This window comes from Rheinheimera gaetbuli, from assembly GCF_054781935.1.
Genome location: NZ_BAAGTL010000023.1, coordinates 29,822 through 45,076, shown reverse-complemented (window position 1 = coordinate 45,076; position 15,255 = coordinate 29,822). Strand labels below are relative to the sequence as shown.

The window sequence follows — 15,255 nt, the reverse complement described above, 5'->3', positions numbered from 1 at the left end:
CGGGTGGGTTTTGCCACCCGCTTTTTTATGCCAGTGCTTTTATTAGTTGTGGTAACCAAGCCAGCGCAGTATCTTCAGGTAAATCGGCTTGCTGGGCATCAATTTCCAGTGCGTTGATCAGACTCACTGCTCCCTTTGTTGATAGCAAAGCGGCTAGTTTTCGACCGGCTTCGCAAAAAGTATCATATGCAGAGTCACCTAAAGTGATCACAGCATAAGAAAGTGTGGTAAGATCACCCCGATCTTGTGCTAATTGATCCGCAAAGGGTTGAATATTATCAGGCAGATCTCCTGCGCCATAGGTGGATGTGATCACTAACCAAACCCCGGAAGGGTTAAGGTGATCCAGTTCGGGTTTCAGATGAAGTGTTGCTTCATAGCCCGCTTGTACCAGTGTTTCAGCAACTTGTTCTGCCACATATTCCGCTGCGCCCATTTGGCTGCCAACGAGGATGTCTATCATGATATGCCTCTTGTCATAAGAATGTTTGGCTATACTACTGGAATAAAATCAGCTAATGCTATGGCTTTGGCATGATTTACATGTTTTTACTGCTCTGCAGGCTAAGTAAAAACAACAATAGCACTACCACTACGCCTGCGTGTTATTGAGGTTTAAACAACGTATGTCTGACACTGTGTCATTTTCCCAGCTAATGCTGCCTGAAGCTATTGTTCGTGCTGTTACTGAACTTGGCTATGAAACGCCGTCGCCTATTCAGGCTGCTGCTATCCCTAAACTATTAGCTGGCGAAGATGTATTAGGCCAGGCGCAAACCGGTACCGGTAAAACCGGTGCTTTCGCGCTGCCTTTATTAGCACGGCTTGACCCTGCACAAAATGATCCGCAAATTCTGGTATTAGCGCCAACGCGTGAGCTGGCGATTCAGGTTGCTGAAGCGTTCCAGGCTTATGCCCGTTATATGCCGGCTTTTCATGTTCTGCCGTTATACGGTGGCCAGAGCTATACCAATCAGCTTAAATCGCTAAAGCGCGGTTCTCAGGTTATCGTTGGTACGCCGGGTCGTATTCTTGATCACTTAGACCGCGGTACGTTAAAGTTGGATAAGCTGCGTGCTATCGTGCTGGATGAAGCCGATGAAATGCTGCGTATGGGCTTTATCGACGACGTGCAAACCATTATGGATGCTACGCCGGCCGGCCGCCAGGTCGCTATGTTCTCTGCAACTATGCCACCGCAAATCCGTGCTATCGCGCAAAAACACTTGAAAAATGCTGAAGAAATTAAAATTGCCTCGAAAACCAGCACCGTTGAGCGTATTACGCAGCGTTATGTAATGTTAGATGGCAACCAGAAACTGGATGCATTAACCCGGTTGCTGGAAGGCGAAGAATACGATGCCACTATTGTGTTTGTGCGTACCAAAAGTGCTACTGAAGAGATCGCCGAAAAACTGGGTGCCCGTGGTTATGCCGTAGCGTGCTTAAATGGTGACATGAACCAAGCGCACCGTGAACTGACCATCCGTAAAATGAAAGCAAACCAGTTAGACGTTATTGTTGCTACTGATGTTGCCGCCCGTGGTTTGGATGTAGAACGTATCAGTTTGGTAGTAAACTACGACATTCCGTATGACAGCGAAGCTTATGTACACCGTATTGGTCGCACCGGCCGTGCCGGTCGTGAAGGTAAAGCAATTTTGTTTGTTTCGCCACGTGAGCGCCGTTTACTGCGGACTATTGAGCATGCTACCAAGCAGCCGATTGAGCAAATGTCCCTGCCAACCGGCCGGGTCATTGAGCAGCGTCGTATCGAATCGTTCCGGGAGCAGTTAGCGCAAACGATTGAAACTCAGGATTTAAGCTTCTTCCAAGCGTTAATTAACGATTGGCGTGAAAAGATTGAAACTACTGAGAATGATCTTGCTGCGGCTTTGCTGTTTTTAGCGCAGAAAGATCAACCTTTGAACGTAGCAAGCCAGTTCCCGGAAATCCGTGAGCCGCACGCCCGTGGTGGCGATCGTGATGACCGTCCGCGTCGTGAGCGCAGTGATCGCCCTGAACGCAGTGGCGAGCGTCCGGACCGTGGCCCGCGTGTTAAGCGTGAAATGAAAGGTGATTACCAGACATACCGCATCGAAGTAGGCAAAGAACACGGCGTACGCGCCGGTGATATCGTCGGTGCTATTGCTAACGAAGCCAATATCGACAGCCAGTTTATTGGTAATATTAAACTGTTTGATCATTTCAGTACGGTTGAGTTGCCAGCAACTATTCCGAATGAAATTTTCCAACACCTGAAAAAAGTCTATGTGCGTAAGCAAAAGCTGAATATCACAGTAGACAGCGGCGCTGCACCAGCCGGTGAGCGTCGCCCGTCTAACGGCCCTGGCCCACGCCCTGGTGCTGCGCCACGCGCGCCGCGTAAGCCACGCGATTAAGTGTTAGCTTAATACCAAACCCTGCCACGGCAGGGTTTTTTTATGGCTTCAGCTTTAAACTGTTACGACTCCACCCCATGTAGTTTTAACAAAACAAAAGGCTTAGAACCCCGATTTGGGCGACACAGAGTGTCTGAGTGTTTGCGCCAGCAAACAGCGAGTTGCTGTGGCGAGCCAAAGTGGGTGTTGTAAGCCTGTAGTGCAGAATAATCCGCGGAGTATCGACATGATAGTTGCCTGCCTGAATTGTAATGGTTTAAACCGCTTGCCGGCTGATAAGCCGGCGCGTGAAGCGCGTTGTGGTAAATGTAAGCAGGCGCTGTTTGTGGGTGAACCGATAGAATTAACTGCCGCCAATTTTGCGGCCCAAGCGCAAAAAGCAGAACTGCCGTTGGTGGTTGATTTTTGGGCCAGCTGGTGTGGCCCTTGTCAGGACTTTGCGCCGGTTTTCAGCCAGGCTGCACGTGAGCTGGAGCCGCATTTTCGCTTTGGTAAAATCAATACTGAGCAACAGCAGCAGTTGGCAGCGCAGTTTAATATCCGCTCTATTCCTACCTTAATGCTGTTTAAACAGGGTAAGGTTGTGGCACAGCAAGCGGGTGCTTTACCCAAGCAAGCCTTTTATCAATGGTTATCTCAGAATAAGTAAGTATTCACTCACTTTGGAGGTTTTATGACAAAGCAGGTTTTCACCCTTAGCAGTCCGGACATTAAAGAGGGCCATTTTATGGCTAAAGATCACGAATTCGATGGCTTTGGCTGCAGCGGCAACAATGTATCGCCTGAGCTAAATTGGGCCAATGCCCCGGCGGGCACGAAAAGCTTTGCCGTTACCGTATTTGACCCGGATGCGCCAACTTGCTCTGGTTTCTGGCACTGGCTGGTAACCGATATTCCGGTTGCGGCCAGCGGTTTAGCCCGAGGTGCCGGTAAAGGCAGCTTGCCACCGGGTTGCCGTAGCTTTAACAATGACTACGGCAGCAGAGACTTTGGCGGCGCCTGTCCGCCAGAGGGCCATGGTATGCACCGTTATCAGTTTACTGTTTGGGCCTTGCCTGAAGACACCTTACCGGCGGCTGATGGCGCAAGCGCAGCGGTGGTGGGCTTTATGCTAAATGCCATGGCGCTGGGCAAAGCCACACTAACCGCCACTTACGCCCGTTAGGCGTAAAAAACGGGACATCAGACTAAGGCCGCATACCGCGGCCTTTTTACTTGCGCTAAGCTAGGCTTTTCGCTTGCGGAGGCTTTTATTCTGCCAATGTTAACTAACAGCATGCCGCAACGTTTTTATGTGTTGCTGGCCGGTTTTTTCAGTCAGTTACTCTGTCTGGGGGTGGCGCGCTTTGCTTATACCCCGTTGTTGCCGTTAATGCAGCATCAACAGGTATTGGATGATGCCAGCGGCGGCTATCTGGCGGCGGTGAATTACCTTGGTTATATGGCCGGCGCGCTGCTGGCCGCCAACCTGAGCAACCTCCAGTTAAAAGACACTCTGTATCGGCTGGGCTTGCTGTTAGCCGTGCTAAGCACATTTGGTATGGCGTTGACTGAAAACGTCTGGCTGTGGTCGTTGTGGCGCTTTGTCGCAGGCTTAAGCAGCGCCGGCTCCATGCTGATAGCCTCCGGGCTGATCATGCACTGGCTGTTAAGCCATAAACAGCGGGCTGAACTGGGTATCCATTTTGCCGGGCTGGGTTTTGGCATAGCGTTATCGGCGCTGTTAGTCGAGCTGATGTTAGTACTGCAGTTAGACTGGCGTGCACAGTGGCAATATTTTGCTGTGTTTGGTGTCATGCTGGCGATTCCTGCCTGGCGCTGGTTACCACGGCCGGCAGCCGTTACACTGTCGACACACCATAGCGCTGCTGATACGCCACCGGCCAAACGCTTTATCCGCCTGATGCTGGCCAGCTATTTTTGTGCCGGTTATGGCTATGTGATCAGTGCGACCTTTATTGTCACTATTGTCGAGCGCATGCCGGGCTTAAGTGGCAGCGGCAACTTAAGTTTTATTACTTTGGGTCTGGCCGCGACGCCAGCGGTGCTGCTATGGGATTTGATAGCGCGCAAAACCGGCTACCTTAAAGCGATAATGTTAGCCTTAATATTGCAGGCGGTATCAATACTGTTGCCGTTGTGGTTTAGCGCGTTAACGGCCGTGTTATTAAGCGCAGCGTTATTTGGTGCCACCTTCGTTGGCGTGGTCAGTTTAGTGCTGACGATGGCAGGGCGCTTATACCCAAGTAAACCGGCGAAGCTAATGGGCAAAATGACGCTGGCCTACGGTAGTGCTCAGGTGCTGGCGCCGGCGTTAACCGGCTATTTAGCCCAGCTTAGCGGTCACTATGATATCGGCCTGTATCTGGCGGCGGGTTTTGTTGCGTTGGGCGCCCTACTGATAGCGGTGCTTATCGCAACAGATAACACCGCCCAGCAGTTAGATGCGGTAAAGTAATTATTTCCCGATACAAAACGAGCTAAAAATCTTACCAAGTAAATCATCAGAACTAAATTCACCGGTTATTTCATTGAGGTGCTGCTGGGTTAGCCGCAGCTCTTCGGCCAAAATCTCGCCGGCAATAAAGCTGTGCAGCTGCTCCTGGCCGATTGCCAGGTGCTCGGCGGCGCGGTCCAGTGCGTCGAGGTGGCGGCGGCGGGCGAGGAAGCTGCCCTCGGTACTGGCGTCAAAACCGATGCATTGTTTTAAATGCTCGCGCAGCGCATCGATACCGGCACCGGTTTTGGCGGACAAACGATACACCGGCGCTTTGGCGGTTAAATCGGCGCTCGACTCTGGATTGAGCATCTCGCCGGTAATATCGGCTTTATTGCGAATTACAGTCACGCCTAAATTGGCCGGCAAGCGGTCGATAAAGTCGGGCCAGATATCGTGTGGATCAGTAGCGTTGGTGGTGGTGCCGTCGACCATAAAGAGCACACGGTCGGCTTGTTCTATTTCTTTCCACGCCCGTTCTATACCAATTTGCTCCACGTGATCAGTAGCATCACGTAAACCGGCGGTGTCGATAATATGCAGTGGCATGCCGTCGATATGAATATGCTCACGCAGTACATCGCGGGTGGTGCCGGCTATTTCGGTGACAATAGCTGCTTCACGGCCTGCTAAAGCATTAAGCAGGCTGGATTTACCGGCGTTAGGCCGGCCGGCGATAACAACCTTCATACCTTCGCGTAAAATACTACCCTGAGTGGCCTGTTTTTTTACCGTCGCCAGATAATCGATGATCTCGGCTAAATCGGCGGCAACTTTGCCGTCAGATAAAAAGTCGATTTCTTCATCGGGGAAATCTATCGCGGCTTCGACATACATACGCAGGTGAATGACTTTTTCTACCAGCTGATGAATGCGGTTAGAAAACTCGCCTTGCAGTGATTGCATAGCACTGCGAGCCGCCTGTTCGCTGCTGGCATCAATTAAGTCAGCAATAGCTTCTGCCTGAGCTAAATCGAGTTTATCGTTTAAAAATGCACGCTCAGAGAATTCGCCCGGCCGGGCTATACGCACATTGGGTAGCGCTAATACCTGCTTTAACAGCATATCGAGTAATACCGGACCACCGTGGCCCTGCAGCTCCAGTACATCTTCACCGGTAAAGGAATTCGGCCCTGGGAACAGCAGGGCAATGCCCTGGTCCAACACCTTAGCTTGACTATCAAAAAATGGTAAATACTCGGCATAACGCGGTTTGGGCAGCTTGTGCAGTATGGCCTGAGCCACGGCTTTGGTATCGGGGCCGGAAATGCGGATAATACCGACACCGGCGCGGCCGGGAGCGGTGGCTAAAGCGGCGATGGTATCGGTAGTAAACATGTTATTGCCTCTTAATGGAAAAAGCCTGTCAACGTGATGCGACAGGCTTAAGGTTTAACGGCAAGGGTAAGGAAATCATCATTTCGCCGCTTTCGACAGCACGTCCTTGTGCTGTCTCAACCTCCGCAACATCCCTGTTGCTGCTTCATGATGACACCTTACCCCTGCTTTTTAGCTTGTTTAAGCTTTTTTGGTATGTAAGCCTTTCTTTTCCATACCTTTGTAGATGTATAACATCTGCGCCAGTGAAATAAGGTTACTAACAAACCAGTACAGTACCAGGCCACTTGGGAACCAGAGGAAGAATACTGAGAACGCCACAGGCATCCACATCATAATCTTCTGCTGCATCGGGTCGGTTACCTGCATCGGCGTCAGCTTTTGCATTAAGAACATGCTGGCACCGAACAACACCGGCAATACATAGTACGGATCCAGCGCGGATAAGTCGTCAATCCACAACATAAAGGGCGCGTGGCGCAGCTCAACGCTTTCAACAAATACCCAGTACAGCGCAAGGAAGATAGGCATCTGGATCAGCATCGGTAAGCAACCGCCCATAGGGTTCACTTTTTCTTTGCGATACAATTCCATCATGGCCGGGCCCATTTTCTGCCGGTCGTCTTTGTAACGTGCTTGCAGCTCTTCAATCTTAGGCTTTAAGTTACGCATCTTGGCCATCGACTCGTACTGCACTTTTGTCAGTGGGTACATTACGCCTTTAACGATAATGGTAATACAGATAATAGCCACGCCCCAGTTCACTACGAAACCCTGAATCAGTGTCAATAACCAAAACAGCGGCTGCGAGATAAACCACAGGAAACCGTAGTCAACAGTTAAGTCCAGGCCATTGGCTAGTTTCGCCAGATTATCCTGCGTTTTCGGGCCGGCGTAGAAGGTGCTGCCAAGGCTGATCTGTGCGCCCGGCTCGATATTCACTGCCGGGCCTTTGGCGCCAATAACACCTTGGCCGTTACGTACCATGCTGTACAGTTGGTTGTCGGCTTGTTGATCCGGTATCCATGCAGACACGAAGTAGTGCTCTAGCATGGCAACCCAACCACCAGTAGTGGCTTCCAGCAGATTTTTTTCAGCCATGTCATCAAAGTCGTACTTTGAATAACGCTCGGTCGCTGTACCGAAAGCTGCTCCGCGGTAAATCGGCATCATCATGCTGGCACTTTCGCCGTTATCAATGCTTTGTACCAGATGTTGATAAGGCTGAACGGTTTTTACTTCATTACTTTGGTTGTGAATAAAATATTCTACCCGGACATCATAATGACCGGCAGTAAAAGTAAAACGTTTTTCAATCTGCAGGCCATTATGGTTAAACATTAACGGCACCACTAATTCGTTTACACCGTCGGCCAGGCGGTAGCTGTTTTGCTCAGCGCTGTATACCGGCCGTGGGTTACGGCTGTCGTCTGGGCCGTCACGACCAATCAGGCCACTTTGCGCCACATACTCGAAACCGGTCAGGCGGCGCATTAATGGGTAGGGTTCGCTTTTGCCTTTTTCCAGCTCAAATGCTGGTAATGTCAGCGCAACAATGTCGCCACCGCGGCTGTCAATGCTAAGTGTCAGAACATCCGTACTAACTTGAATGCTGCGCGCTGCTGCGGCAACCATGGTGGCCGGTTGCTCGGCATCGGCTGTGGTTAGTTGTAAATCTGCTGAACCGCCGACGCCATTTTGGCTTTGCTCGATTATTGGTGTAACAGGTTTAGGTGCAGTGTCAATATTCCACTGTTGCCAGAGTAAAAAACTGACCAGTGCCAGACCAATAACTAATAAACTACGTTGTGATTCCATGGCTTAGCTTTTCTCATTGTGCTTTTCAGGAACAGGATCATCACCGCCCATATGCAAGGGGTGACATTTCAATATACGTTTCGCAGCTAACCAACAGCCTTTTAGTACGCCAAAACGCTCTATCGCGGTGATAGCATAATGTGAGCAGGTTGGATTAAAACGGCAGCTTGGTCCAAACAGCGGACTAATCAGTCTCTGGTACCCGCGCAGCAGCGTCAACGCTATGCTGACAGCGATGCGGTGTACTGGCGAGCGATCTTGCGCCATAGTTTTTCCAGTTGCCTTTGTAACTCATCATTAGCGGTATTGCTAATATCACCTTTCACCATCAGTACCAAATCGACGCCAGGCAACTCATGTTGATGTAAACGAAAGCTGTTACGCACGCAGCGTTTGATACGGTTGCGTTGCACGGCTAATTTAACACGTTTTTTCGCGATAGTAAGACCTAATCGCGGATGAGGCAGATGATTGGCTTTTGCCAGGATAGTAAACAGCGGGGAAGAAACCCGAAACGGGAGTTGGAATACATTATCGAACTGACCGGGAGTTAACAGGCGTAACTCCCGGCCAAATTTCAGGCTGACCACGCAGCGGCTAACCGCTGATTAAGCAGATAAACGCTGACGGCCTTTAGCACGGCGACGCGCTAACACCTGACGACCACCTTTAGTGGCCATGCGAGCACGGAAACCGTGGTTACGCTTGCGCTTTAACACGCTTGGTTGAAACGTTCTTTTACTCATAATCTCATCCGTCCGGTCGAAATATTTACTAAAGGTTTCTGTGTTTTAGCAAATACACCAAAACGCAGCTGACAAAAATGAGCGCGAATTTTAAGTAGTTCGCCAGCTAAAGTCAATCTGATCCTGTGTTTTATTGCAGCAGATCTTTTCTCATTACAGTTGTTACTCAAGTTTTCCACAGGTGGTGATGTTTTCTATGAATAAATTGTGAGTTAAATTTTCTTTAGTCTGATTAACTACAGCTTAAACCTCAGGTATTATTAAAAGGAATAAGAGAAATATAGTGTTTATATACAGTGTGTTGTGAGTATTTTTGCTACTCTTTTGGTAATTTGAAAAAGTCAATATTGAAGTTGTGGATAAGATCATACGATAATGACACCTCAGTTAATTTACGCCAGCCTTTTTAATTATAATAATTTAGGCTTCAGGAGATATGGTGTATCAGTCCGTTTGGCAAAATTGCCTGCAGGCGCTACAGGCCGAATTGCCCGCGCAACATTTCAGTATGTGGATCCGCCCATTGCAAGCAGATAGCTCAGATTCCGGGCTAACCTTGTATGCGCCAAACCGCTTTGTATTGGATTGGGTACGTGAAAAGTACTTAAGCCGGATCCTGGAACTGATCCAGGATTATTGTGGCGATGATGCGCCCAGACTAAAATTTGACGTAGGGTCCAGTCAAAGTAACAAAGCCAGGTCTACGACACCGGCACCTGCTTTGGCGATGGTTGCACCTGTAGCGCCTGTACCTAAAGAAACTCCTGAGCCAGCGCCTAAAAGCATCGTTACCAGTAATGTCCGTGCCAACTACACCTTTACCAATTTTGTTGAGGGTAAATCGAATCAGCTAGCCCGCGCTGCTGCCAGCCAGGTGGCTGATAATCCTGGTACTGCTTATAACCCACTATTTATCTACGGTGGCACCGGTTTGGGTAAAACTCACTTGTTACATGCGGTAGGTAACGGCATTTTGGCGAAAAAACCAGATGCTAAAGTTATTTATATGCACTCTGAACGCTTTGTGCAAGATATGGTTAAAGCCCTACAAAACAATGCGATAGAAGAGTTTAAGCGCTACTATCGCTCGGTCGACGCGCTACTTATCGATGACATTCAGTTCTTTGCAAATAAAGAACGCTCACAAGAAGAGTTTTTTCACACCTTTAATGCGTTGCTCGAAGGCAACCAACAGATCATTTTAACCAGCGATCGTTATCCAAAAGAAATCGATGGCGTGGAAGATCGGTTGAAGTCGCGTTTTGGTTGGGGCCTTACCATCGCCATCGAGCCGCCGGAGTTAGAAACCCGGGTGGCGATCCTGATGCGCAAAGCGCATGAAAACCAGATCCGCTTGCCAGAAGAAGTGGCTTTTTTTATTGCCAAACGTTTGCGTTCTAACGTGCGTGAACTCGAAGGTGCGTTGAACCGGGTAATTGCCAACGCCAACTTTACCGGCCGGCCAATCACCATCGATTTCGTGCGTGAAGCATTGCGAGATTTGCTGGCGCTGCAAGACAAGTTAGTTACTATCGAGAATATCCAGAAAACGGTGGCGGAATACTACAAAATCCGTGTTGCCGACTTATTGTCTAAGCGACGCTCGCGCTCCGTAGCCCGGCCGCGGCAAATGGCGATGGCGCTGTCGAAAGAACTGACTAACCATAGTCTGCCGGAAATTGGCGATGCCTTTGGCGGTCGCGATCACACTACAGTGTTGCATGCCTGCCGAAAAATTGAGTCGTTAAAAGAAGAAACACACGAAATAAAAGAAGACTTTCAGAATTTAATCCGTACTTTGTCATCGTAAAGGGACTTGGTCATGCAATTTACCATCAACAGAGACGCCTTGCTCAAACCATTACAAATGGTGTCTGGTGCTATAGAGCGCCGCCATACGTTGCCTATTTTATCTAACGTGCTGCTTGAAGTAAGCGATGGAGCTTTATCCCTGACAGGTACCGATTTGGAAGTAGAGCTGGTCGCTACAACCGATGGCTTGACGGTGCAGAGCCCCGGGCGGATTACGGTACCGGCAAAAAAGCTACTGGATATTTGCCGTAGTCTGCCAGAAGGGGCTGATATTCGGGTGCAGCTGCAAGGCGACAATTGTATTTTGACCTGTGGTAAAACCAAGTTTACGTTATCTACACTTAGTGCGTCTGAGTATCCTAATCTGGAAAGCTGGCAAGGTGAGGTGGACATTCAATTAACACGGGCGCAACTGCGTAAGCTATTGGATGATACGGCTTTTTCGATGGCGAACCAGGACGTACGTTATTATTTGAACGGCCTGCTGTTTGAAGTTGACAATGGCGCAGTAAAGGCGGTTGCAACCGATGGCCACCGACTGGCACTAAGCAGCTTGGAATTGCCGGCGTTAGTCGCCCAACAAAAGCAAATTATTATTCCGCGTAAAGGTGTATTGGAAGTGATGCGTTTGTTGGCCAGTGATGACCAGCTGGTTACCTTGAGCCTGGGGCAAAACCATATTCGCTTAACTGACAGCAATTATGTATTTAGCAGCAAGTTGATTGACGGTCGTTTCCCCGATTACCGTCGGGTATTGCCACGTAACAGCACCAAGCTGGTTACGGCGCACCGCAGCGTGTTAAAAGACGCCTGCACCCGTGCCTCTATTTTATCTAACGAGAAATACCGCGGCGTGCGCTTTACGCTAAGTAGTGGTGAGCTACAGATAGTGGCAAACAACCCTGAGCACGAGCAGGCCGAAGAAGTTATAGAAGTGGAGTATCAGGGTGACAATCTTGAGATTGGCTTTAACGTGGGTTATTTATTGGACGTGTTGAACACTCTGGGTACGGATCTGGTGGTACTGCATTTGAACGATGCCAACTCCAGTGCCTTGGTTGAAGGCGTAGGTAATGTTGGCGCTTGTTACGTTGTTATGCCAATGCGTTTGTAGCCATGTCACTGTTGTCAGTTAGCGCCAGTCAGTTTCGCAATCTGACGGCAGTGTCGTTAAATACCCATGCTCAGTTCAATATCATTACGGGTATGAATGGTAGCGGCAAAACCAGTTTGCTTGAAGCTATCTATTACCTGGCGCATGGTCGGTCTTTTCGTACCAGTCGAGCTCAGCGTTTAGTGCAGCACGATACTGACGCTTTTACACTACATGCCAAAGTTGCCGCCCAACAGCAAACCCACAGCTTGGGCTTGCAGCGCGATAAACAGGGTGAGCTTGTGCTACGTCTTAATGGCGCCAATGTTAACCGGTTGGCAGATTTTGCCAGTTTGTTGCCAGTGCAACTTATTACGCCCGACAGTTTTCGGTTATTTTTTGGCGGTCCAAAAGAGCGACGACAGTTTTTTGATATGGGTTTGTTCCACGTGGAACCAAACTTCTTTGATCGTTGGCTGCGGTTCAACAAAGTGCTTAAGCAGCGCAACGCCTTGCTTAAAACTAATCGTCAGTATGACAGCCAATTTCGGTTCTGGGACGAGCAGTTTGTTGGCCTTGCGTTTGAGCTACAGCATCTGCGATTCAACTACATTAGCCAGTTAGAGGCCGCATTTCGTCAGCTTACAATCGGTGATGTGTTAATGCAGCAACTAAGCTTTCAGTTGCAACAAGGCTGGCCAGAGAAAATTGTTCAGCCAGCAGAGTTACATCAGCTGCTACAACAGAGCTTTAGCCAGGATAGCCGAATGGGTTTTACCCAGTATGGCCCGCAAAAAGCCGATTTAAAGCTAAAAAAAGACCAGTGGGCAGCAGAAGAAGTGTTATCCCGTGGTCAGTTAAAAGTGTTATTATTTGCGCTTAAAATTGCGCAAAACAATGTTATTCGTGATAACGGCCATAAACAGCCGTTGTTGCTGATCGATGATTTGGCGTCGGAGTTAGACCAGCAGTCGACCCGACAGATTTTTAGCTATTTACGCGATATAAACTCACAGGTTTTTATTACTGCAATTAACGCTGAGCAGGTTTCACCTTTTATCGTCGCCGAAAAACGAGCGATGTTTCACGTGGAACATGGGCAGCTAACAGCACGGACAGATAACGATGGCCGAACAACATAACTACGATTCCTCGAGTATAAAAGTATTAAAAGGACTGGATGCAGTTCGTAAAAGACCAGGCATGTATATCGGCGACACCGATGACGGCTCTGGCTTGCACCATATGGTGTTTGAGGTGGTCGATAACTCTATCGATGAAACCTTAGCCGGTCATTGCTCTGATATCTGGGTAACTATTCACAGTGATGGTTCTGTATCGGTGCGCGATAACGGCCGTGGTATTCCAACCGACATGCACGAAGAGGGCGTATCTGCTGCTGAAGTTATTATGACTGTGCTGCACGCCGGTGGTAAGTTTGACGACAACTCTTATAAAGTGTCTGGTGGTTTGCACGGCGTGGGCGTGTCAGTGGTTAATGCGCTGTCTGACAAGTTGGAGCTGACTATCCGCCGTAAGGGGCAGGTGCATCAACAAATTTATCATCTTGGTGTGCCGCAAGCGCCATTGGCTGTAATTGGTGAAACTGAAGATAAAGGTACCACCATCCGGTTTTGGCCCAGCCCAACGGTATTTACCGATATCAATTATCACTTTGATATTTTGGCTAAGCGTTTGCGTGAGCTATCATTCTTAAACTCTGGCGTCAGTATTATCCTTACTGACGAGCGCAACGATAAAAAAGATCATTTTAAATATGAAGGCGGTATTGAAGCCTTTGTTCAGTACTTAAACCGTACTAAAACCAGCGTGCACCCGAAAGCCTTTTATTTCACCGATCAGCGCGACGACGGTATTTCAGTTGAAGTAGCTATGCAGTGGAACGACAGTTATCAGGAAAACGTATTTTGTTTTACCAATAACATTCCACAGCGTGATGGTGGTACTCACTTAGCCGGTTTCCGCGGTGCCTTAACGCGGGTATTAAATACCTATATTGAACAGGAAGGCTACGCCAAAAAAATGAAGGTGCAGGCTTCTGGTGATGATGCCCGTGAAGGTTTAACCGCGGTTATTAGCGTAAAAGTACCGGACCCGAAATTCAGCTCGCAAACCAAAGACAAGCTGGTGTCCAGCGAAGTGCGCTCGGCAGTAGAGAGCGTAATGGGTGAGAAGCTAAACGAATACCTGCTGGAAAACCCGGGTGATGCCAAGATCATCGTTGGCAAAATTGTCGACGCCGCCCGTGCACGTGACGCTGCGCGCAAAGCGCGCGAAATGACCAGGCGTAAAGGCGCGCTGGATATAGCGGGTTTGCCCGGCAAACTGGCCGACTGCCAGGAAAAAGACCCGGCGTTATCCGAACTATACATAGTAGAGGGTGACTCTGCGGGTGGTTCTGCCAAACAGGGCCGCAACCGCAAAAATCAGGCGATACTGCCGCTGAAGGGTAAAATTCTTAACGTAGAAAAAGCCCGTTTCGACAAAATGCTGTCATCACAAGAAGTCGGTACCTTAATTACCGCTTTGGGCTGCGGCATAGGTCGTGAAGAATACAACCCGGATAAAACCCGCTACCACAGCATTATCCTGATGACGGATGCTGACGTCGACGGCTCGCACATCCGTACGCTGCTGTTGACCTTCTTCTACCGTCAAATGCCTGAGCTTATCGAGCGCGGTTATATCTATATTGCTCAACCACCACTGTATAAAGTGAAAAAGGGCAAGCAAGAACAATATATTAAAGATGAAGCGGCGTTAACAGAGTATCTTACAACGCTGGCTCTGGACGAAGCCTCATTGCATGTTAACGCAGAGGCGCCAGGCATCAGTGGCGCTGCACTGGAAACTTTAGTACGCCAGTACCATAAGGTGTCGGCCACTATTGTGCGCTTAACGCGTAAAATACCCTATAACCTGTTAAATGAACTGATTTACGTCCCTACGCTGGATGTCGCGCAGGCGAAATCGGCAGAATACAGTGAGCAATGGGCACAAAATCTGGTACAGCGTTTAGATGAAAAAGAAGGTGATGGTTCCAGCTACAGCTATGTGGTTCACGAAGACCGCGAGCGCCAGTTGTTCCTACCTAAGGTGATTATTCGTCAGCATGGTATCGACAACGAATACTTGTTGCACTATGACTTTGTTACTTCGCGTGACTATCTAAGTATTGCTGCTCTGGGCGACGCTATCCGCGATCTGATAGAAGAAGGTGGTTATATACGCCGTGGTGAGAAAATCAAACCGGTAGAAACCTTCCTCGAAGCGCTGGAGTGGTTGATGAGTGAGTCAAAGCGTGGCTTGTATATTCAGCGCTATAAAGGGCTAGGCGAGATGAACCCTGAGCAGTTATGGGAAACCACCATGGACCCGCAAAGCCGCCGTATGTTGCAGGTAACTATTGAAGATGCCATCGGTGCCGACCAGTTGTTCGCTACGTTGATGGGCGACCACGTAGAACCGCGCCGCGCTTTTATAGAAGAAAACGCGCTCTATGTGGCCAACCTGGACGTGTAGTTTTAA

General features: G+C 49.1%; 14 protein-coding genes. 8 read left to right on the top strand and 6 right to left on the bottom strand.

The window, feature by feature from the left end:
- Positions 1–25: 25 nt before the first annotated feature.
- Positions 26–463 (bottom strand): FMN-binding protein MioC, encoded by a 438-nt coding sequence (gene mioC / locus ACYVIC_RS13580; protein WP_460860765.1) that lies wholly within the window; start codon positions 461–463, stop codon positions 26–28.
- 163 nt (positions 464–626) lie between these two features.
- Here mioC and ACYVIC_RS13575 point away from each other — a divergent pair, with 163 nt between their 5' ends.
- From ACYVIC_RS13575 to ACYVIC_RS13560, 4 genes are all read left to right on the top strand, one after another.
- A complete protein-coding gene (locus ACYVIC_RS13575) occupies positions 627–2,402 on the top strand; it encodes a DEAD/DEAH box helicase (protein WP_460860763.1) in 1,776 nt (591 codons plus the stop codon).
- Positions 2,403–2,628: 226 nt separating this feature from the next.
- A complete protein-coding gene (gene trxC / locus ACYVIC_RS13570; RefSeq protein ID WP_460860761.1) occupies positions 2,629–3,051 on the top strand; it encodes a thioredoxin TrxC in 423 nt (140 codons plus the stop codon).
- 24 nt (positions 3,052–3,075) lie between these two features.
- Positions 3,076–3,567, top strand: coding sequence for a YbhB/YbcL family Raf kinase inhibitor-like protein (locus ACYVIC_RS13565; RefSeq protein WP_460860760.1), 492 nt, complete (start codon positions 3,076–3,078; stop codon positions 3,565–3,567).
- A gap of 96 nt (positions 3,568–3,663) precedes the next feature.
- Positions 3,664–4,860 carry a YbfB/YjiJ family MFS transporter gene (locus ACYVIC_RS13560; RefSeq protein WP_460860758.1) on the top strand — a complete coding sequence of 399 codons (1,197 nt, stop codon included), beginning with the start codon at positions 3,664–3,666 and terminating at the stop codon, positions 4,858–4,860.
- Here the strand turns inward: ACYVIC_RS13560 and mnmE are convergent, their stop codons facing one another.
- The 5 genes from mnmE to rpmH all read right to left on the bottom strand — a co-directional run bounded on the left by mnmE (position 4,861) and on the right by rpmH (position 8,801).
- Complete coding sequence (gene mnmE / locus ACYVIC_RS13555) at positions 4,861–6,237, bottom strand: tRNA uridine-5-carboxymethylaminomethyl(34) synthesis GTPase MnmE (RefSeq protein WP_460860756.1); 1,377 nt, start codon at positions 6,235–6,237, stop codon at positions 4,861–4,863. It abuts the gene before it with no gap.
- A gap of 180 nt (positions 6,238–6,417) precedes the next feature.
- Positions 6,418–8,055 (bottom strand): membrane protein insertase YidC, encoded by a 1,638-nt coding sequence (yidC, locus tag ACYVIC_RS13550; RefSeq protein WP_460860755.1) that lies wholly within the window; start codon positions 8,053–8,055, stop codon positions 6,418–6,420.
- Between the two features lie 3 nt (positions 8,056–8,058).
- Positions 8,059–8,322, bottom strand: coding sequence for a membrane protein insertion efficiency factor YidD (gene yidD / locus ACYVIC_RS13545; RefSeq protein ID WP_460860753.1), 264 nt, complete (start codon positions 8,320–8,322; stop codon positions 8,059–8,061).
- Positions 8,277–8,645, bottom strand: coding sequence for a ribonuclease P protein component (rnpA, locus tag ACYVIC_RS13540; protein ID WP_068237135.1), 369 nt, complete (start codon positions 8,643–8,645; stop codon positions 8,277–8,279). Before rnpA ends, yidD begins: the two co-directional genes overlap by 46 nt.
- 18 nt (positions 8,646–8,663) lie before the next feature.
- On the bottom strand, positions 8,664–8,801 hold the full coding sequence (gene rpmH / locus ACYVIC_RS13535) for a 50S ribosomal protein L34 (RefSeq protein WP_068237138.1): 138 nt from the start codon (positions 8,799–8,801) through the stop codon (positions 8,664–8,666).
- 439 nt (positions 8,802–9,240) lie between these two features.
- Here rpmH and dnaA point away from each other — a divergent pair, with 439 nt between their 5' ends.
- From dnaA to gyrB, 4 genes are read left to right on the top strand one after another with little or no spacing between them, the layout of a single operon-like run.
- On the top strand, positions 9,241–10,611 hold the full coding sequence (dnaA, locus tag ACYVIC_RS13530) for a chromosomal replication initiator protein DnaA (RefSeq protein WP_460860807.1): 1,371 nt from the start codon (positions 9,241–9,243) through the stop codon (positions 10,609–10,611).
- A 12-nt stretch (positions 10,612–10,623) separates the two neighbouring features.
- Positions 10,624–11,727 (top strand): DNA polymerase III subunit beta, encoded by a 1,104-nt coding sequence (gene dnaN / locus ACYVIC_RS13525; protein ID WP_460860751.1) that lies wholly within the window; start codon positions 10,624–10,626, stop codon positions 11,725–11,727.
- Between the two features lie 2 nt (positions 11,728–11,729).
- Positions 11,730–12,848, top strand: coding sequence for a DNA replication/repair protein RecF (gene recF / locus ACYVIC_RS13520; protein ID WP_460860749.1), 1,119 nt, complete (start codon positions 11,730–11,732; stop codon positions 12,846–12,848).
- Positions 12,832–15,249: a DNA topoisomerase (ATP-hydrolyzing) subunit B gene (gene gyrB / locus ACYVIC_RS13515; protein WP_460860748.1), complete on the top strand. Its 2,418-nt coding sequence runs from the start codon at positions 12,832–12,834 to the stop codon at positions 15,247–15,249. Before recF ends, gyrB begins: the two co-directional genes overlap by 17 nt.
- Positions 15,250–15,255 lie beyond the last annotated feature (6 nt).

Bases quoted from the DNA above. Each gene is read 5' to 3' on its own strand.
- mnmE (WP_460860756.1), bottom strand. From the start codon at position 6,237: ATGTTTACTACCGATACCATCGCCGCTTTAGCCACCGCTCCCGGCCGC.
- trxC (WP_460860761.1), top strand. From the start codon at position 2,629: ATGATAGTTGCCTGCCTGAATTGTAATGGTTTAAACCGCTTGCCGGCT.
- yidD (WP_460860753.1), bottom strand. From the start codon at position 8,322: ATGGCGCAAGATCGCTCGCCAGTACACCGCATCGCTGTCAGCATAGCG.
- recF (WP_460860749.1), top strand. From the start codon at position 11,730: ATGTCACTGTTGTCAGTTAGCGCCAGTCAGTTTCGCAATCTGACGGCA.
- yidC (WP_460860755.1), bottom strand. From the start codon at position 8,055: ATGGAATCACAACGTAGTTTATTAGTTATTGGTCTGGCACTGGTCAGT.
- mioC (WP_460860765.1), bottom strand. From the start codon at position 463: ATGATAGACATCCTCGTTGGCAGCCAAATGGGCGCAGCGGAATATGTG.
- ACYVIC_RS13575 (WP_460860763.1), top strand. From the start codon at position 627: ATGTCTGACACTGTGTCATTTTCCCAGCTAATGCTGCCTGAAGCTATT.
- dnaN (WP_460860751.1), top strand. From the start codon at position 10,624: ATGCAATTTACCATCAACAGAGACGCCTTGCTCAAACCATTACAAATG.
- gyrB (WP_460860748.1), top strand. From the start codon at position 12,832: ATGGCCGAACAACATAACTACGATTCCTCGAGTATAAAAGTATTAAAA.
- ACYVIC_RS13565 (WP_460860760.1), top strand. From the start codon at position 3,076: ATGACAAAGCAGGTTTTCACCCTTAGCAGTCCGGACATTAAAGAGGGC.
- ACYVIC_RS13560 (WP_460860758.1), top strand. From the start codon at position 3,664: ATGTTAACTAACAGCATGCCGCAACGTTTTTATGTGTTGCTGGCCGGT.
- rpmH (WP_068237138.1), bottom strand. From the start codon at position 8,801: ATGAGTAAAAGAACGTTTCAACCAAGCGTGTTAAAGCGCAAGCGTAAC.